This window comes from Actinosynnema sp. NPDC059335, from assembly GCF_042752395.1.
In the GTDB taxonomy this organism is placed as follows: Bacteria; Actinomycetota; Actinomycetes; order Mycobacteriales; family Pseudonocardiaceae; genus Actinosynnema.
The window spans coordinates 10346-27469 of the sequence record NZ_JBHYXZ010000122.1 but is presented as its reverse complement, the minus strand read 5'-3'; the positions used below and the strand labels follow the sequence as shown (position 1 = coordinate 27469).

General features: G+C 74.3%; 18 protein-coding genes. 7 read left to right on the top strand and 11 right to left on the bottom strand.

Features of this window, described 5'->3' with window-relative positions:
• Nucleotides 1–140: 140 nt before the first annotated feature.
• Nucleotides 141–1652 carry a chitinase gene (locus ACFXGA_RS29790; RefSeq protein WP_378093550.1) on the bottom strand — a complete coding sequence of 504 codons (1512 nt, stop codon included), beginning with the start codon at nt 1650–1652 and terminating at the stop codon, nt 141–143.
• 118 nt (nt 1653–1770) lie between these two features.
• Between ACFXGA_RS29790 and ACFXGA_RS29785 the strand changes: the two genes are divergently transcribed.
• From ACFXGA_RS29785 to ACFXGA_RS29760, 6 genes are all read left to right on the top strand, one after another.
• A complete protein-coding gene (locus tag ACFXGA_RS29785; protein ID WP_378093548.1) occupies nt 1771–1959 on the top strand; it encodes a DUF3072 domain-containing protein in 189 nt (62 codons plus the stop codon).
• A 145-nt stretch (nt 1960–2104) separates the two neighbouring features.
• Entirely contained in the window at nt 2105–4564 is a 2460-nt protein-coding gene (locus ACFXGA_RS29780; protein ID WP_378093546.1) for an ABC transporter permease, read from the top strand.
• Complete coding sequence (locus tag ACFXGA_RS29775) at nt 4557–5222, top strand: ABC transporter ATP-binding protein (RefSeq protein ID WP_378093544.1); 666 nt, start codon at nt 4557–4559, stop codon at nt 5220–5222. The genes ACFXGA_RS29780 and ACFXGA_RS29775 overlap by 8 nt, the downstream gene beginning before the upstream one ends.
• Nucleotides 5219–5863: an ABC transporter ATP-binding protein gene (locus ACFXGA_RS29770; protein WP_378093542.1), complete on the top strand. Its 645-nt coding sequence runs from the start codon at nt 5219–5221 to the stop codon at nt 5861–5863. Before ACFXGA_RS29775 ends, ACFXGA_RS29770 begins: the two co-directional genes overlap by 4 nt.
• Nucleotides 5864–5869: 6 nt before the next feature.
• Nucleotides 5870–6913, top strand: a complete 1044-nt coding sequence (locus tag ACFXGA_RS29765) for a GDSL-type esterase/lipase family protein (protein WP_378093540.1) — start codon at nt 5870–5872, stop codon at nt 6911–6913.
• Nucleotides 6913–7722: a GNAT family N-acetyltransferase gene (locus ACFXGA_RS29760; RefSeq protein WP_378093538.1), complete on the top strand. Its 810-nt coding sequence runs from the start codon at nt 6913–6915 to the stop codon at nt 7720–7722. The genes ACFXGA_RS29765 and ACFXGA_RS29760 overlap by 1 nt, the downstream gene beginning before the upstream one ends.
• On the opposite strand, the gene ACFXGA_RS29755 is transcribed toward ACFXGA_RS29760, so the two are convergent.
• The 6 genes from ACFXGA_RS29755 to ACFXGA_RS29730 form a co-directional block, all read right to left on the bottom strand.
• Complete coding sequence (locus ACFXGA_RS29755; protein WP_378093536.1) at nt 7688–8320, bottom strand: histone deacetylase; 633 nt, start codon at nt 8318–8320, stop codon at nt 7688–7690. The two genes, ACFXGA_RS29760 and ACFXGA_RS29755, sit on opposite strands and share 35 nt — an antisense overlap.
• Nucleotides 8321–8327: 7 nt before the next feature.
• A complete protein-coding gene (locus ACFXGA_RS29750; protein ID WP_378093534.1) occupies nt 8328–8579 on the bottom strand; it encodes a hypothetical protein in 252 nt (83 codons plus the stop codon).
• A gap of 7 nt (nt 8580–8586) precedes the next feature.
• The gene (locus tag ACFXGA_RS29745) at nt 8587–9168 is read right to left on the bottom strand and encodes a GNAT family N-acetyltransferase (protein ID WP_378093532.1); all 582 of its coding nucleotides are present in this window, start codon (nt 9166–9168) and stop codon (nt 8587–8589) included.
• A gap of 85 nt (nt 9169–9253) precedes the next feature.
• Nucleotides 9254–10606 (bottom strand): dihydrolipoamide acetyltransferase family protein, encoded by a 1353-nt coding sequence (locus tag ACFXGA_RS29740; protein WP_378093530.1) that lies wholly within the window; start codon nt 10604–10606, stop codon nt 9254–9256.
• Nucleotides 10599–11615 carry an alpha-ketoacid dehydrogenase subunit beta gene (locus ACFXGA_RS29735; protein ID WP_378093528.1) on the bottom strand — a complete coding sequence of 339 codons (1017 nt, stop codon included), beginning with the start codon at nt 11613–11615 and terminating at the stop codon, nt 10599–10601. Before ACFXGA_RS29735 ends, ACFXGA_RS29740 begins: the two co-directional genes overlap by 8 nt.
• Nucleotides 11612–12685 (bottom strand): thiamine pyrophosphate-dependent dehydrogenase E1 component subunit alpha, encoded by a 1074-nt coding sequence (locus tag ACFXGA_RS29730; RefSeq protein ID WP_378093526.1) that lies wholly within the window; start codon nt 12683–12685, stop codon nt 11612–11614. Before ACFXGA_RS29730 ends, ACFXGA_RS29735 begins: the two co-directional genes overlap by 4 nt.
• A 152-nt stretch (nt 12686–12837) precedes the next feature.
• Here ACFXGA_RS29730 and ACFXGA_RS29725 point away from each other — a divergent pair, with 152 nt between their 5' ends.
• Entirely contained in the window at nt 12838–13338 is a 501-nt protein-coding gene (locus ACFXGA_RS29725; protein ID WP_378093524.1) for an Lrp/AsnC family transcriptional regulator, read from the top strand.
• Here ACFXGA_RS29725 and ACFXGA_RS29720 read toward each other — a convergent pair.
• The 4 genes from ACFXGA_RS29720 to ACFXGA_RS29705 form a co-directional block, all read right to left on the bottom strand.
• Nucleotides 13311–14024 carry a CAP domain-containing protein gene (locus ACFXGA_RS29720; RefSeq protein WP_378093521.1) on the bottom strand — a complete coding sequence of 238 codons (714 nt, stop codon included), beginning with the start codon at nt 14022–14024 and terminating at the stop codon, nt 13311–13313. The two genes, ACFXGA_RS29725 and ACFXGA_RS29720, sit on opposite strands and share 28 nt — an antisense overlap.
• A 241-nt stretch (nt 14025–14265) precedes the next feature.
• Entirely contained in the window at nt 14266–15546 is a 1281-nt protein-coding gene (locus tag ACFXGA_RS29715; RefSeq protein ID WP_378093519.1) for an ATP-binding protein, read from the bottom strand.
• Nucleotides 15543–16223 (bottom strand): response regulator transcription factor, encoded by a 681-nt coding sequence (locus ACFXGA_RS29710; RefSeq protein WP_378093517.1) that lies wholly within the window; start codon nt 16221–16223, stop codon nt 15543–15545. The genes ACFXGA_RS29715 and ACFXGA_RS29710 overlap by 4 nt, the downstream gene beginning before the upstream one ends.
• A gap of 65 nt (nt 16224–16288) precedes the next feature.
• Nucleotides 16289–16822, bottom strand: coding sequence for a TetR/AcrR family transcriptional regulator (locus ACFXGA_RS29705; protein ID WP_378093515.1), 534 nt, complete (start codon nt 16820–16822; stop codon nt 16289–16291).
• Between the last annotated feature and the right edge of the window lie 302 nt (nt 16823–17124).

Genomic DNA, 17124 nt, shown 5'->3' with positions numbered 1-17124 from the left:
GGGGGGCGCCCCCGGGGGGCGCCCCGCCGCCGGGCGGGGGGGGGGGGGTCACGGCCCCCCACCCCCCCCGCCCAGGGGCCGCGGGGGGGGGGCCTTTCGCGGGGGCCCCCGCGGGGGTTCGGCCGGGGGGCCCGGCCCGGCTACCTCGGCAGGTACGCGCGGTGCGAACGGGAGAACTCGAAGTTGTTGTGGCGGTCCCAGTTGACCGACCACGTCATCAGGCCGCGCAGGTTCGGGTAGACGGCCTTCGGCTTGTACGTGCCGCAGTTCGCGCCCTTCATCAGGCAGTCGAGCGCGCGCTGGACCTCCGCCACGGACGTGAAGCCGTTGCCCGCGTTGACGCTCGCAGGCAGGCCGATCGCCACCTGGTCCTGTCGCAGGCCGGGGAACACCTTGGTGGCGTCACCGCGCACCGGGAACCCGGCGAGGACCATGTCCGCCATGGACACGTGGAAGTCGTGGCCGCCCATGAAGTGGTACTGGTCGTCCAGGCCCATGATCGGGCCGGAGTTGTAGTGCTGGACGTGCAGCAGGGTCAGGTCGTCGCGCAGCGCGTGGATCACCGGCAGGTACGCGCCCGCGCGCGGGTCCGCGCCGCTGCCGCCGCCGTAGTGCTGGTAGCCCACCTGGACGAAGAACGTCTCCGGGGCCATGGTCAGCACGAACTTCGCGCCGTACCGGGCCTTCAGCGTCTTCAGCGCCTGGATGAGGTTGACGATCACGGGGGTGGTCGGCGCGCGGAAGTCGGTGTCGTTCGCGTTGAGCGACAGGGAGTGGCCCTCGAAGTCGACGTCGAGCCCGTCGAGGCCGTACTTGTCGATGATCGCCGAGGCGGAGCGCACGAACGCGTCGCGCGCGGCCGTGGTGGACAGCTGCACCTGGCCGTTCGCGCCGCCGATGGAGATCAGCACCTTCTTGCCCTTGGCCTGCTTGTCGCGGATGCCCGCGATGAACTCGGCCTCGGACTCGACGTTGGGGCACTCGGCCACCGGGCACTGGGCGAAGCGCAGGTCGCCGGACGTGGCGGAGGTGGGCTCGGCGAACGACAGGTTGATGATGTCCCAGTCGTCGGAGACGTCCTTCATGCGGATGTACCCGGAGCCGTTGGCGAAGCTCGCGTGCAGGTAGCCGACCAGCACCCGCTTGGGCAGACCCGTGGGCGGCGTCGTGGTGGTGGTCGTCGTCGGACCCGTGGTCGTCGTGGTGGTGGTCGTTGTCGTCGTGGTCGTGGTGGTGGTGGTGGTCGTCGTCGGGGAGCCCGCGCACGACGCGCCGTTGAGCTTGCAGTTGGCCGGGCTCGCGGTGCCCGAGGCGTTGAAGCCGAACGTCACCGTGGCGCCGGGCGCGACGCTGCCGTTGTACTCGCGGTTGGTGAACGTGTAGTGCCCGGACGCGGTGGTCTGCAACGCGTCCCAGTAGGCGCCGACGGCCGTGCCGGCGGGCAGGTCGAACTCGACCTTCCAGCCGGTGATCGCCGCGCTCGTCTCGTTCCTGATCGAGAACTGCGCCGTGTAGCCGGTCTCCCAGCTCGACGTCTTCGTGAACGTGGCGGTGACCGACGCGGCGTAGGCGGGCGCGAACCCGACCGCGGCCGCTGCCACCACCAACGCCGCCACCGCCGCCACCCGGGCGAACAGGACCCTGCGCGACATCGTCTCCTCCTAGCGGTGGCGGCCTCCAGGTGCCGAAATTGGACTAGACCACGCGAGGGTGTGTCAAGGGCCGCCGGAGCGGGTACCTCGAACGGGCGTTCGAGGAAGGAGAGCCGCGATGGACCGCAACCCGGAGAAGGACCCGCGGGACTGGACGACCGGCGACGAGCCCATGACCGGTCCGCAGGAGTCCTACCTGCACACGTTGGCGCAGGAGGCGGGCGAGGAGGTGCCGGACGGGCTGACGAAGGTGGAGGCGTCGCAGCTCATCGACCGGTTGCAGGAGAAGACGGGGCGCGGCCGCTGAGACCGGCGCGCCCGGTTCGGTGACGTTGTCAGGGTTCGTGGGCGGCCTCCGGACAACCGGACGCGTTGTCCGGAGGTTGTCCGGGGTATGAACGTCGTTCGGAAAAATCCTCCTGTTCCGCGTGGTCGCCGGTTACCGTGCGCAGGTGCAGATCCCGTGGCGAGCCGCCCCGCGCGCGGCCCTGTCGAGTCCGCTGACGTTGCTGGTCAGCGTGGTCACCGCGGTGTTGTTGAGCTTCGTGGTGGCCGCCGCCGTGATGCACTCGGCCGCCTCGGGCAGCGCCGCCATCGACTACCAGCAGAGCCGGTTGTGCGAGCAGGCGCTGCACCCGTCGCTGGAGGCCACGGGCGTCGCCCACGCGGAGGTGCCCCGCGCGATCGAGGAGATCAGGCGGGCCGTGCCGGACCGGGAGCCGCTGATCGGCGCCTACGTGCGGGAGCAGCGGGCGGACTTCGGCGGCCCGCCGACCGAGGCCAAGTTCGGGTACCGGCCCGGCGCGACGGACCACCTCAAGGTGCTCGAAGGCGGCGGCAAGGACGGCCTGTGGGTGCCGAAGAGCATCGCCGACACCGTCGGCGTGCGGCTCGGCGGGCGCGGGATGGGCGGCCGGCTGCCACCGGTGACCGCGATCTACGCCGACGTGCTCGACCCGCTGCCCGAGTGGTGGTGCTCGGAGCGCCACTTCATCGTGCCCAACGTGCTGGACCGCGACGAGCTGGCCACGGCCGTGGTGTGGCTGCCCAGCGCCGAGGCGTTCGCCGCGCTGCCGCCCGAGATCGCCGGCGTGACCGACGTGACCGTGCGCTTCCCGGCCGACGTGCCCCGCACCGTCGACGAGGCCGCGGCCCTGCTCGCCGAGGGCACCGAGCGCGTCGCGCCCCTCGCGCCCGGGTTCAACCGCATGGTGTCGCCGCTGGTGCTGCCGGTCGAGAACGCCCGGCAGACGGTGGTGAACGTGCGCTCCGCGGTGCTCGGCCTGACCCTGATCAGCCTGCTCATCGGCCTGGCCGGGGTGGCCACGGTGACCGTCCAGTGGGCGCAGCGCCGCCAGTCGGAGCTGCGCCTGCTGTGGGTGCGCGGCGCGGGCCCGCTCGCGCTGGGCGGTCGCGGTGTCCTGGAGCTGGGCCTGCCGCTGGTGGTCGGCGGCGTGGGCGGGCTGGGCCTGGCGCGGCTGCTGCTGCCCGGGTACGCGCCCTCGGACGTGCTGCCGCCCGGCACCGGGACGACGGCGGCGCTGGCCGTGGCGGTGGTCGTGGCGTCGAGCCTCGCGGTCACGTTCGCCACGGCCGCGCTGCGGACGCACCGGGCGTTCCAGGGCTCGGGCCGGGGCAACCGGGTGCGGGCGGTGCTGACCGCGCTGCCGTGGGAGCTGGTCAGCGCGGGGCTCGCGGTGTGGGCGTGGCAGCGGGTGCAGGACAGCGGCCTGGCCACCACGAGCAAGATCGGCGCGCTGCCGCGCATCGACGCCGCCGCGCTGGCGTTCCCGCTGCTGGTCGTGCTGACCGCGGCGCTGCTGACCGCGCGGTCGGCGAAGTGGGCGCTGGCCCTGTCGCACCGGGCGAGGCTGTGGTCGAAACCCGCCGCGCAGCTCGCCATCCGGCGGCTGGCCGCCGCGGCGGGCCCGGTGACGGGCGTGCTGCTGGTGGGCGTGCTGGCCGTCGGCACCATGGCCGTCGGCGCGGCCATCGCGGGCTCCCAGCGGACCGCGCTCGACGTGAAGTCCGGCATGTTCACCGGGGCCAACAGCTACGCCCAGGTCGAGCCGGAGACCACCGAGCTGCCGGAGGCGTTGCGCGGCAACTCCACCATCGTCGGCTTCGTGGAGCAGTACGACCGGACCGCGCTGGTGGTGGACCCCCGCACGTTCCGCGACGGCGCGTTCCCGTCCGACGTCGACCCCGCCCTGCTCGCCGAGCCGCTGCGGGTCGGCGACGTGCCGCGCCGCGAGGTGCGGCTGCCGGGGCTGCCGGCGATCGACCCGGACGCGTGGGTGCCGTCGTTCCCGAAGCTCGGCAGGTCCGGCTGGGTCGTGCCGGTGGACCGGATCGAGGACCGCGACGACGTGGGCTCCTGGTACGTGTGGTCGACCAGACCGCTGGGCGAGCTGACCGCGTCCCTCGCGGAGGCCGGCGTGAAGTACCGCAACGTCGGCGAGAAGGAGAAGGCCGTGCAGGGCCTGCCGTTCCTGACCATCCAGTGGACGTTCGGGTTCGTCACGGCGCTGGGCGCGGTGCTGGCCGTGGTGGCGTCGATCGCGCTGCTGCTGGCGGTCGAGGTGCGGCGGCGGCAGAACGCGCTGTCCGGCGCGTTCAGCACCCGGATGGGCCTGGGACCGGCGGCGCTGCTGCGCAGCCACCTGTTCGAGCTGGGCGCGGTGGCCGCGGCGGCGGTCGTGGTCGGCCTGGCCGCGAGCGCGGTGAGCAGCGGCTTCACCGTGCCGAGGCTGGACCCCGCGCCGCGCCTGGCCCCGTCGCCGGAGGTGCCGGACGTGGTGCCGCTGCTGGTGGCGACCGCGGCGGGGAGCGTGCTGGTGGTGCTGGTGGCGGCGTGGATCGCGGTGCGCTCGGTGCGCTCGGCGAAGATCGGGGAGCTGATCCGTGGGTGAGCACGTGTTGCGGCTGCGCGACGTCGGGGTGGACTACCGGACGCCCGCCGGCGCGGTCACCGCGGTGACGGACGTGTCGCTGGACGTGCCCGCGACGGGCATGACCGTGCTGGCCGGGCCGTCCGGGTCGGGCAAGTCGACCCTGCTGCGGGTGCTGAGCCTGGTGGAGCGGCCCACGCGCGGCGGGGTCGAGCTGCGCGGCATGGGCACGGCCCGGTTGTCGTCACGGGCGCGGCGGGCGCTGCGGCGACGTGACATCGCGCTGGTGTTCCAGAACCCGGGGGACAACCTGATCGGCCACCTGGACGTGGGCGCGAACCTGCGCGCGGCGGCGCAGGCGGCGGGCCGGACCGCCCCGGTGGACGAGCTGCTGGCGCAGCTCGGGCTGCCGGGCACGGCCGCGTGGAAGGTGTCGGCGATGTCCGGCGGGCAGCAGCAGCGGCTCGCGTTCGGGTGCGCGCTGGCCCGGCGGGCGGCGGTCGTGCTGGCCGACGAGCCGACCTCGCAGCTGGACGCCACGTCGGCGGACCTGGTGCTGGAGACGTTGGCCGACCTGACCCGGCGCGGCGTGCCGGTCGTGGTGGCCTCGCACGACCCGAGGCTGATCGCGTTGGCGGACACCCGGTACGACCTGAGGAACGGGGTGCTGGTGGCATGACGGCGTTGCGGGCGAAGGGCGTCGAGCGGACGTTCCGGCACGCGAGCGGGCCGGTGCACGTGCTGCGCGGGGTGGACCTCGAGGTGGCGGCCGGCGAGCTGGTGACGCTGTCCGGGCCGTCCGGGTCGGGCAAGAGCGCGTTGCTGGCCGTGCTGGCGGGGTTCGACCGGGCCGACGCGGGCACGGTGGAGATGGCGGGCGAGGTGCTGACGTCGCCGCCGTCGTGGAAGGTGTGCGCCCTGCTGCCGCAGGCGCTGGGGCTGGCGGGCGAGCTGACGCTGGCCGAGAACGTGGCGCTGCCCATCCGGCTCGGCCGCACCGGCGGCGCGCTCGACCGGGTGACGGAGCTGCTGGCGGAGCTGGGCGTCGCGGAGCTGGCCGACCGGTACCCGGGCGAGGTGTCGTTCGGGCAGCAGCAGCGGGCCGCGCTGGCGCGGGCCGTGATCGGCTCGCCCGCCGTGCTGCTGGCCGACGAGCCCACCGCGCACCTCGACCAGCGCACCGGGCCGATCGCGGTCCGGGTGCTGCGCCGGGCGGCCGACGAGGGCGCGGCGGTGCTGGTCGCCACGCACCACGACGAGGTGCACCGGGCGGCGGACCGCACGGTGGTGCTCAGCGGCGGACGGGTCTCCGTAGGATAGGCGTCGATGCGCCGCCGACTCCTGACCGTCGCCCTGGTCCTCCCCCTCGTCGCCCTGGTGCTGCTGGTCAGCGACTCGCCCTACCCCCCGCTGCCGGGGCCGGGGCGGGACGCGCCGCGCGCGATCGTGGCGCTCGGCGACAGCACCATGTCGGGCGAGGGCGCGGGCTCGTACGAGCCGGGCACGAACGGCGAGAACGACAACTGGTGCCACCGGTCGACCAAGGCGTCCGTGCACCACACCCGGATGGCGGGCGTGGAGAAGGTGTTCAACCTGGCCTGCTCGGGCGCCAACTCCGAGCAGGTCGGCATCACCGACCAGGTGCGCAACACGGAGGGGTCGCAGGCCCGGCGGCTGGCCGCCATCGCCCGCGAGTACCGGGTGTCGGCGGTCGTGGTGGCGGTGGGCGCGAACGACGACCCGCGGTTCGCCGACGTGCTGGGCGCGTGCCTGCGGGCGTGGATCGAGCGCCGCAACGACTGCGCGAAGGCCATGGCCGACGAGTGGAAGGCGCGGGTCGAGCGGATGACGCCCAAGGTCGAGCGGGCGTTGCGCGACATCCGCCAGGTGCTCCAGGACGAGGGCTACACGCCCCGCTCGTACACGCTGGTGCTCCAGTCCTACGCCGCGCCCGTCGCGCCGGGGTTCCCGTTCGACCTGCAGAACCTGTCGGGGTGCCCGCTGCGCACCGGCGACCTGGAGTGGGTGCGGGACCAGGCGGTCGAGCAGCTGTCCGAGGGGTTGCGGACGGCGGCGCGGGCGGCCGGGGCGCGGTTCCTCGACCTGTCGAAGGCGGGCGAGGACCGCGAGGCGTGCACGGGCGGCGGGAAGCCCGAGGAGGAGTGGTTCACCCGGCTGACCGTCGACTTCGACGGGCTGCGGGACGAGGCGCGGGCCCGGCACGCGCTGCAGGAGTCGTTCCACCCCAACGACCGGGGCTACGCGCAGTTCGGCCGGTGCATGTCGGAGTTCCTGGCGACGACGGCGCGGGAGGCGTCGTGCGTGGCCGGCGACGACGGCAACCTCGAGGCCGTGGTGGCGCGGGACTGATGGACGGGATCCTCCCGGACGCGGACGCCGCGCGCGCGACCGCGGCGCTGGACGCGAGCAAGGCCGCCTTCACCGAGCTGCTGGCCGCGGTGCCCGGCGCGACGATTCACGAGCGGCCCGGTGTGCGGTGGGTGGACACGGGACTGCCGGACGGCGTGTTCAACGGCCCGTCGCGGGTCGGGGCCGAGGGGTTCGCCGGGTCGGTGGCGGTGGTGCGGGCCCACTTCGGGGCGCGGGGCGTGCCGTTCCACTGGGAGACCGGGCTGCGCCCCGAACCGCCGGACGCCGCTCGGGTGCTGACGGGCCACGGCCTGCGGCACGTCGAGGACGAGCCGGGCATGTGGCTGGACCTGACCCGGCCGCGCCCGGCGCCGCCGGCCGTGGCGGACCTGGCGATCCGGCCCGTGACCGACCGTGACGGGGTGCGCGACTGGGTGTCGGTGTGGGGCTGCGGGGCGCCCGCCGAGGTCACCGAGCCGTGGTACCGGGCCTACTCGGCGCTGCCGTACGGGCCGGACGGGTCGTTGCGGATGTTCGTCGGCCGGCTGGGCGGCCGGCCCGCCGCCACCGCGTACCTGTTCCTGGCCGCCGGGGTCGCCGCCGTGCACTACGTGGTGACGCGACCGGACCACCGCCGCCTCGGCCTGGGCACGGCCCTGACCGCCAGGGTGCTGGACGAGGCCGCGGCCGCCGGGTACCGGGTCGCGGTCCTCACCGCGTCGCCGTCGGGCATCGGCATCTACCGGCGATTCGGCTTCGAGGAGTGCTGCCTGGTCAGCACCTACGAGTGGGGTCCGCCTCCGGGCTGAGCAGCGCGGCGATGTCGGCGGCGGTCCAGAACGGCGTGCGGCGGGCGAGGTGGTCGGCGACCCGGTCGACGGGCCAGCCGTGCGCCTCCACCAGGCCCGTGGCGAGCATGGTCAGGTAGCCGGCCGAGGGTTTCGTGTGCGCCACGTCGGCGGCGCTCCACGGCGCGGTGAACGTCAGCGCCGGGTGGCCGTCGTGCTCGCCGAGGCGCAGCAGCGTCTCGTACCGGCCGGGGCCCAGGACGTGTCGGCCGTCCGCGAGGACGACGGTGAGGTCGAGGTCCGCGCCGGGGTCGCGGTACATCTCCTGGGCCGCCACGTCGGCGAACTGCGCGGCCGTGACGAGGTAGGCGCGGGCGGCCGCCGTGCCGGGCAGGTCGGGGTCGTAGAACGCCCGGCCGCCCAGCCAGACGGGCGACTCGGTGGCGAAGTAGATCCCGCCGGGGATCTCCACCGCCCGGGTGGCGAGCGGCGGGCTGGTGTCCCGGCAGCCGGGGTAGCCCCTGGTCGCGCCGACCGGCGTGCCGCCGGCGAGGTAGCAGCCGAACCGCTCGGCGTGCAGGTTCGACCCGTAGGCGACGTACCAGACGAGTCGCGGCACGGCCGGCTCACAGGCACAGGCGGCACGGGCGGGCGGTCGGGTGCTCGGCCTCCAGTTCCGCGCGGCCGCCGACGAGCTTGACGTAGCTGCCGACCCAGGTGGCGCCGCGGGCCGGGGTGCCGTTGATCGTGCGGCAGGAGGCGCGGTGCAGGACGAGGTTGGCCGGGTTCAGGCTGCGTTCGGCGTTGATGACGTACTGGTCCTGGTTGAGCGCCAACCAGTGCTCGTACGCGCCGCTGTCCTCCATGAACCTCTGCATCCGGCCATCATGCGCCGTCGGGCCGCCACCGGCTGTCCGCCATCCGGTGCCACTCGTCCTCCAGGATCGCGTAGATCAACTCCTCGCCCCACGCGCCCTTGAAGATCTCGCCGTGCCGGAAGTGCGCCTCGCGGCGCATGCCCAGGCGTTCCATCACCCGCCACGACGGCTCGTTGAACGCGTCGCACGACGCCACGATCCGGTGCAGGCCGAGGTGGGTGAAGCCGAGGTCGAGCATCGCCGCGGCGGCCTCGGTGGCGTAGCCGCGGCCGTGGTGGTCGGGGTGCAGGATGTAGCCGACCTCGCCCTGCCGGTGCGCCTCGCTGAGCCACTTGAGCACGGCCTCGCCGATCACCTCGCCGTCGTGCTCCACGGCCAGCGCCAGGTGGTCGCCCTCCTTCTCGGGCCACGCGACCGCCGCCTTGAGGGCCAGGCTCTTGGCGGTCTCCTCGGGCGTGCGGGCCTCGCCGTAGAGGTAGCGCACGACGTCGGGGCGCGACATCCACGAGTGCAGCGCGGCGTGGTCGTCGAGGGTGAAGGGGCGCAGGGTGAGGCGCCGGGTCCGGACGGGGTAGTCGGGCTTGGTCACGGGGTCAATCTACGAAACCCGCGCCCGATCGTCGTGCGGGTTTGCGGCCGGGTGGCGGGAGGGCCGCTCCCGCCACCCGGGGGAGTCACAACTCGGCCAGGGCGGTGACCGGCGACTCGACGCAGTCGGCGACGAACCGCAGGAACCCGCCCGCCGTGCCGCCGTCGCACACCCGGTGGTCGAAGGCGAGCGTCAGTTGCGCCACCTTGCGCACGGCGAGTTCGCCGCCCACCGCCCACGGCCGGTCGATGATGCGGCCGAGGCCCAGGATGGCGGCCTCCGGGTGGTTGATGATCGCGGCCGAGCCGTCGACGCCGAAGACGCCGTAGTTGTTGACCGTGAACGTGCCGCCGGTGAGGTCCGCCGGGGTGAGCCTGCCCTCGCGCGCCGACGCCGTGTGGGCCGCGATGGCGGACGCCAGTCCGGAGGTGGTCAGCGACTGCGCGTTCCGGACCACCGGCACCACCAGGCCCCGGTCGGTCTGGGCGGCGAAGCCGAGGTGCACCTCGTCCAGCACCACGACCTCGTCGCCCTCGACGCGCGAGTTCAGCTCGGGGAACTTCTTGAGGCCCAGCACGGTGAACCGGGCCAGCAGACCCAGGAGGGACACCGACGGCATCGCGGCCCGCGCGGCGAGGAAGTCGGTGGCGTCGACGTCCACCCACACGGTCGCCTCGGGGATCTCCCGCCGCGACGTGGCCAACTTCTCCGCCACCGCGCCCCGCAGGCCGCGCAACGGGATGCGCCGACCGGCCGCCGGGGCGGACGCGGCGGGAGCCGTCGCGGCGGCTGCGGCGGGAGCGACCGGGGCGGGGGTGGTCGGGGTTCCGTTGAGCGCGGCCGTCGTCCCGTTGAGCCCGGACGGTGTCGCGGCGGAAGAAGGCGGGGCGGTCGTCGCCGTGGCGCGGGCGGCCAGTTCGCGTTCCACGTCGGCGCGCCGGATCACGCCACCCGGTCCGGTGCCGGCGATCCGGTCCAGCGCCAGCCCGTTCTCCCGCGCCAACCGCCGCACCAACGGCGAGATGACCGCGGGCGCGAGCGGGGCCGGTTCCGGCGTTCCGAGCGTTGAACCCGGGTGTTCCGAACGTAGGACACCCGCGTTCCGAACGTGGGACTCGCGGCGGCGACGGCGGCGCGGGGCGGTCGAGGTGCCGTAGCCGATCAGGACGTTGCCCGAGTACTCCGACGACTCCGGCTCCGGCTCCGGCTCGCCCACGGTCAGCAGCACCGACCCGACCGCCAGCTTCTCCCCCGGCTCGCCGAACCGGGCGCTCACCACGCCCTCGAACGGGCACGGCACCTCCACCACGGCCTTCGCCGTCTCCACCTCGACCACCGGCTGGTCGACGGTCACCGCGTCGCCGACCGACACGAGCCAGCTCACGATCTCGCCCTCGGTCAGCCCCTCGCCCAGGTCGGGCAACCGGAAGTCAGGCACGGTAGCCCCCGACGACCCGGTCGTCCCACTGCAGCCGGTCGATCGCGTCCAGGATGCGGTCCACGCCGGGCAGGTGGTGCTCCTCCAGCTTGGGCGGCGGGTAGGGGATGTCGAACCCGGTCACCCGCAGCACCGGCGCGTGCAGGTGGTGGAAGCACCGCTCGGTCACCCGCGCCACGACCTCCGCGCCGTACCCGCCGAACCCGGACGCCTCGTGCACCACCACCGCGCGCCCGGTCTTCGCCACCGAGGCGCACACGGTCTCGTCGTCGAACGGCGACAACGACCGCAGGTCCACGACCTCGACGTCCCGGCCCTCCTCCGCGGCCGCCTCGGCCGTCTCCAGCGCGGTCGCGACCATGGGCCCGTACGCGATCAAGGTGACGTCACGGCCCTCACGCCGCACCAGGGCCCGGTCGAACCCGATCGACGGCCCGGCGTCGAGCGGCCCCTTCGCCCAGTACCGCCGCTTCGGCTCCAGGAAGATCACCGGGTCCGGCGAGTCGATCGAGTCGCGCAGCAGCCGGTAGGCGTCGTCGGGCGTGCCGGGCGTGACGACCCGCAACCCCGGCGTGTGCGTGTAGTACGCCTCCGACGAGTCGCAGTGGTGCTCGACGCCGCCGATGCCGCCGCCGTAGGGCACCCGGACCACCACCGGCAGCGACACCCGCCCGCGGGTGCGGTTGCGGAGCTTGGCCAGGTGGCTCGTGATCTGCTCGAACGCGGGGTAGGCGAACGCGTCGAACTGCATCTCCACCACGGGCCGCAGCCCGTTCATCGCCATGCCGATGGCCGTGCCGACGATGCCGGACTCGGCCAGCGGCGTGTCGAACACCCGGTCCTCGCCGAAGCGCGCGGCCAGCCCGTCGGTCACCCGGAACACGCCGCCGAGCGGCCCGACGTCCTCGCCGAACACCAGCACGGTCGGGTCGGCGGCCAACGCGTCGGCCAGCGCGCGGTTCAACGCGCCCGCCATGGACACCGCGGACGTCTCGTGGACGGCGGTCATGCCAGCTCCTCCCGCAGCATCGCGGCCTGCTCCCGAAGGTGCCGGGGCGGGGTCGCGTAGACGTGCTCGAACAGCTCCTCGGGCGCGGGCACGACGTCGGCGTTCATCCGGGCCCGCACGGACGCCGCGAAGTCCTCCGCCTCGGCCGCCACCGCCGCCCGCCGCGCGGGGTCCAGCAGGCCCCGCGCGGTCAGGTACGCCTCCAGCCGGTCGACCGGGTCGCGGTCCAGCCACGCCGCCACCTCGTCGGACGTGCGGTAGCGGGTGGCGTCGTCGGCGTTGGTGTGCGCCTCGATCCGGTAGGTCAGCGCCTCGATCAACGTCGGCCCGCCCGCCTCCAGCGCGTCCCGGACCACCGCGTACACGGCCGCCGCGTCGTTGCCGTCCACCAGCACCGACGGCACGCCGTACCCGATGCCCTTGTGCGCCAACGACGGCGCGGCGTTCTGCTTGGACATGGGCACGCTGATCGCGTAACCGTTGTTCTGCACCAGGAACACCACGGGGGCCTTCCAGACGCCGGCGAAGTTCAGCGCCTCGTGGGTGTCGCCCTCGGAGGTCGCGCCGTCGCCGAGCAGCACGAGCGCCGCGGTGTCCTCGCCCTTCAACCGGGCCGCGTGCGCGAAGCCGACCGCGTGCAGCGTGTTGGTCGCCAGCGGGGTGCACTGGGGGCCGACGCGGTGCTCGTAGGGGTCGTAGCCGAGGTGCCAGCCGCCCTGGAGGAGGGTCAGCGTCCCGGCCGGGTCCACACCGCGGGTCACCAGCGCGACGGAGTCGCGGTAGGTCGGGAACAGCCAGTCGTGCGGGCGCAGCGCGAGCACGGAGCCGACCTCGCACGCCTCCTGGCCGCGGGACGACGGGTAGACCGCGAGCCTGCCCTGCTTGGTCAGCGCGGTGGCCTGGGTGTCGAACCGCCGGCCGACGACCATCCGGCGGTGCAACTCGACGAGCACGTCGTCGTCGGGCATGGCCAGCGGCGAGTCGTCCACCGGCGTGCCGTCCTTGCGCAGCAGCGACAGCGGTTCATCGCCGGGCAGCAACGTCCGCTCGGGCGCGCGGGTGCGGGCCATGGGCTCCTCCGGGTGTCTCGAGGCGGGTGGTCTCAAGGCGGGTGTCCCCGGGTCCGGGACGGAGGGCATGGTCCAGCTCACACCGGCCAAAGTTCCAGATCCGGGGCCGCGATCCGGACGAATGGCCGCGCACGCGGGTTATGGTGCGCCACATGACGGCGCGCACTGGACATTCGGCACCGCTCGACGCGCTCGACCGGCGCATCGTGGAGGAGCTGCGGGCGGACGGGCGGCTGTCCATGCGGGCGTTGGCGGAACGGCTGCACATCTCCCGGGCGAGCGCGTACTCACGGGTGGAGCGGCTGCACCGCGACGGCGTGATCACCGGGTACTCGGCGGTCGTCGACCCCGAGCGCTACGGCTTCGGCATCTCCGCCTACGTCTACCTCAAGATCAGCCAGCACTCGTGGAAGGCCGTGCGGCAGCGGGTGATGGAGATCCCCGAGGTGTGGCACGGCGCGCTGGTGTCCGGCGACTACGACCTCGTGCTGCTGGTCCGGGCGCCCGACGCGCACAGCCTGCGCGACCTGGTGCTGTCGCGGTTGCAGACGATGCCGGACGTGACGTCGAGCCACACCGTGCTGATCCTGGACGAGCTGCCGGCGGGCGGCGGCGACCGGGACGGTCACCAGCCGAAGTTCTGGGTCCAGTAGATGCCGTAGGAGCCGCCGCGGGCCATGCCCACGCCCAGCGCCTTGAGCTTGCAGTTCAGGATGTTGGCGCGGTGGCCGGGCGAGTCCATCCAGCCCTTGACGACGGCCTCGGCCGTGCGCTGGCCGGCGGCGATGTTCTCCGCGCCCGGCGCGGGGTAGCCGGCGGCCTTGACCCGGTCGACGAAGCTGCGGCCGTCGAGCGAGACGTGGTCGAAGTAGTCCTGCGCGGCCATGTCGGCGCTGTGCGCGCGGGCGGCGGCGGCGAGCCGGTCGTCGGCGGCCAGCGCGGGGCAGCCGTGCTCGGCGCGGGCGGCGTTGGTCAGCTCGACCACGGCGGCCTCGGCGCGTTCGACCTCGGTCCTGGTCGGCGTGGCCGGGGCGGGCGGCTCGGCGGGTTCCGGCGCCGCCGCCCGCTCGGTGGTGGTCGGGGCCTCGGTCGTCGTCGCCGTCGTCGCGGTGGTGGTGGCGGCGGGCGGGGCCTCGGACGTCGTGGCTGCCGCGGCGGACGACGACGTGCCGTCCGGCGCGGTCGCGGGCGTCGGCCAGGCGGCGGGTTCGGGCGTGGTGCGGATCGTGGCACTGGCGCTCGCCGCGATCAGGGCCATCCCGTCCGGGTGCTCGCACCCGGTCAGGGCCAGCCCGGCGAGGACGGCGGCGACGGGCAGCACCAAGCTCTTGCGCGACACGCGGAAAACCTCAATCTGCATTCGGCGGCATTTCGGGCGCGGCGACCGCGAATGCGCTCAGCGCAGGGGAGCGCAGGCGGTCGCCGCACCGAAGTGGGAACGGGCCGAACGGGCAAGGGTGGGAGCGCCGCGTCCGACCGCAATTCCGACAATGACTTTATCCGGGCACACGGAAATGTCAACAGCGATTTATTTAAGGAACATTTAAAGGTCGTATCAGGTGCCGGAAAGGGAACGGCGGTCAGACTGGCTCGTCCGCCGGGACGAGCCGGAGCTGGACCCGCGTGCCGCCCAGCGGCCCCCGGTCGACCACCAGGGAACCCCCGGTCGACTCCGCCGCCCGGCGCGCGATGTCGAGGCCGAGGCCGGTCGAGCCCGCGCCGCTGCTCCCCCGCCGCAACGCCGCCTCCCGGTCCTCGATGCCGGGGCCGGCGTCCTCGATGACGATCACCACGTGGTCGGGCCGCCGGAACAGCGCCACCACGAACCCGACGCCCTCGGGCGTGTGCCGGAACACGTTGCCCAGCACGGCGTCCATCGCCGCGGCGAGGTCGCTGCGGCTGAGCGGGACCGGGGCGGGCCGCTCGGTGCCGCGCAGGTTCCACAGGCGCTGCTGGTCGTCGGCGAGGGCGGACCAGAACACGAGGCGGTCGTGCACGACCTGGGCGGCGTCGCAGCGGCCGCCGTCGGGGTCGTCCAGTTCGCGGCGGGCGGCCCGGATCAGCTCGTTGACCTCGCGTTCGAGCGCGTGCACGGCCTGCCGCACGCGGTTGGCGCCGGGGTCCTGGCCGAGCGTTTCGGAATCGAGCCGCAACGCGGTGAGCGGGGTGCGCAGGCGGTGGGACAGGTCGGCCAGGATTTCGCGTTCGTTGGCCACGAGCTGACCGATCCGGTCGGCCATCCGGTTGAACGCCGCGCCCGCGTCGAGCAATTCCGGCGGTCCGCTCGGCGTCACCCGCGTGGCGAGGTCGCCCTGGCCCATTCTCCGCGCGCCTTCGGCGAGCGCGGTCGAGGCGCGGACGACCCGCGCGCCGAGCCGGTCGGCGACCAGCACGGACCCGAGCACGACCGCGATCGCGACGCCGCCGAGCGCGAGCCACGCCTTCGCCACGCCCTGGGACAGCGCGGCCCGGGGCACGAACGCCTCCACCACGGCCACCCGGCCGCCGTCCAGCAGCACGGGCTGGAGGTGCACGTACCCGGCGGCGACCGGGACGGTGGACGCCAGGCCCTGCTCGCGGGCGGTGCGCAACTGCTCGTCGGTGGCCACCGGCACGCCCACGACCTCGCCGCTCGCCAGGTGCACCGCGACCCGGCCGGCGGTGCTCAGCAGCGCCTGGTTGACCGTCGCCGGGTCGGAGGTGATCGCCAGGACGGGGGTGAGCGCGCCGGCGAGGCGTTCGGCGTCGGCCAGGGCGCGGTCCTCGGCGAGCTGGCGCACCACCAGCGCGAGCGGGATCAGGAACGCCAGCGCGACCATCGAGGTGACGGCCAGCGAGACGAGCGCGAGCGACTTCCTCACTCGGCCGCCGTGAGCTTGAACCCGACACCGCGCACGGTGTGCAGGTAGCGGGGCCGGGCGGCGCGTTCGCCGAGCTTGCGGCGCAGCCAGGACAGGTGCACGTCGAGCGTCTGGTCGTCGTGCCGGCCGGGCAGGTTCCACAGGTTGGCCAGCAGCTCCGCGCGCGGCACGACCTTGCCCTCCCGCGCGGCGAGGTAGGCCAGCAGGTCGAACTCCTTGCGGGTCAGGTTCAGCTCGCGGCCGTCCAGCCTGGCCTCGCGGCGGTCGGGGTCGACGGTGAGGCTGCCGATCCGGTAGGTCGCCGGGGCGGCGTCCTTGCGCGCCCGGCGCAGCACCGCGGCCAGCCGGGCGGCCAGGTGCTCGCTGGAGAACGGCTTGACCAGGTAGTCGTCCGCGCCCGCGTTGAGCAGGCGGACGATCTCGCCCTCGTCGTCGCGGGCCGTGGCGACGATGACCGGCACGTCGCACACGCCGCGCATCATGCGCAACGCGTCCGCGCCGTCCATGTCGGGCAGGCCGAGGTCGAGCACCACGAGGTCGAACCGGCCGCCGGTGATCTCCCGCAGCGCCTCCAGCGCGGTGCCGACCGGCAGCACCGCGTGCCCGAGCCCGGTCAACGCCCGGCTCACCGCCGACCGCACCACCGGGTCGTCCTCGACGAGCAGCACCGAGACCATGGCGGGCACCGTAACGCGGACGGGTGAACTCGTTCGGCGGCACCCGGTTCACGGCTGCGGCCGGTTCACGGCTGCGGCCGGAACAGGCCGTCCAGCAGCACGGGGATCGCGCGGCGCGGGTCGGGGGTCAGCTCGACGGCCGCCTGGAGCATGGTCAGGACGACGACCACGTCGTTGAGCACGACGTCGCGGCGGAGGTGCCCGGCCGCCTGGGACCGGTCGAACGGGCCGCGCAGCGCGTCCAGCAGCCGGCGGAGGTGCCCGCGCCGGTCGGGTTCGGGGAACCGGCGCATCTCGTCCACCAGCGGGCGCATCGACACCTGGTAGGCCATCACCGCGCCCAGCAGCGACCGGAACGCGGCGGGGTCGTGGGCGTCGCGCCGGGCGGCCTCGGCGAGCAGCGCCAGGTGCTCGCGGGCCACGGCGAGCGCCAGCGTGCGGCGGTCGGGGAAGTGCCGGTAGACGGTCGCCTGGCCGAGGCCGGTCAGGCGCGCGACCCGGGCGAGCGACGGCGCGTCGCCCCGGACCACCAACTCCTCCGCCGCGCGGATGATCGCCGCCCGGTTCCTCAGGGCGTCGCTGCGGCGCGGAACGGTCATGGCGGCACCCCGGCGAAGCGGTCCAGGTTACTCGCAGGTAATGAGAATAGCACCGACTGTGATCCCTCGGAACGCCTTCGTAACGTCGGCGACCTGCCGCCTTCACGCAGTGGTGTCTCGAGGGAAGGACTGGACGTGCGCGGACGTCTGCTCAGGATCGTGGGCTCGGTGCTGCCCGCCGCCCTGCTCGTCATGGCCACCGCGACCGGGGCGCGGGCCGCGCGCCCCGGCGCGGGGCCCGGCCGGCCGCGCGACCCGGGCGAGCGACGGCGCGTCGCCCCGGACCACCAACTCCTCCGCCG

Coding starts and splice junctions, on each gene's coding strand:
- ACFXGA_RS29790 (WP_378093550.1), bottom strand. CDS start 1,652: ATGTCGCGCAGGGTCCTGTTCGCCCGGGTGGCGGCGGTGGCGGCGTTG.
- ACFXGA_RS29785 (WP_378093548.1), top strand. CDS start 1,771: ATGGACCGCAACCCGGAGAAGGACCCGCGGGACTGGACGACCGGCGAC.
- ACFXGA_RS29770 (WP_378093542.1), top strand. CDS start 5,219: ATGACGGCGTTGCGGGCGAAGGGCGTCGAGCGGACGTTCCGGCACGCG.
- ACFXGA_RS29765 (WP_378093540.1), top strand. CDS start 5,870: ATGCGCCGCCGACTCCTGACCGTCGCCCTGGTCCTCCCCCTCGTCGCC.
- ACFXGA_RS29760 (WP_378093538.1), top strand. CDS start 6,913: ATGGACGGGATCCTCCCGGACGCGGACGCCGCGCGCGCGACCGCGGCG.
- ACFXGA_RS29750 (WP_378093534.1), bottom strand. CDS start 8,579: ATGCAGAGGTTCATGGAGGACAGCGGCGCGTACGAGCACTGGTTGGCG.
- ACFXGA_RS29735 (WP_378093528.1), bottom strand. CDS start 11,615: ATGACCGCCGTCCACGAGACGTCCGCGGTGTCCATGGCGGGCGCGTTG.
- ACFXGA_RS29730 (WP_378093526.1), bottom strand. CDS start 12,685: ATGGCCCGCACCCGCGCGCCCGAGCGGACGTTGCTGCCCGGCGATGAA.
- ACFXGA_RS29725 (WP_378093524.1), top strand. CDS start 12,838: ATGACGGCGCGCACTGGACATTCGGCACCGCTCGACGCGCTCGACCGG.
- ACFXGA_RS29710 (WP_378093517.1), bottom strand. CDS start 16,223: ATGGTCTCGGTGCTGCTCGTCGAGGACGACCCGGTGGTGCGGTCGGCG.
- ACFXGA_RS29705 (WP_378093515.1), bottom strand. CDS start 16,822: ATGACCGTTCCGCGCCGCAGCGACGCCCTGAGGAACCGGGCGGCGATC.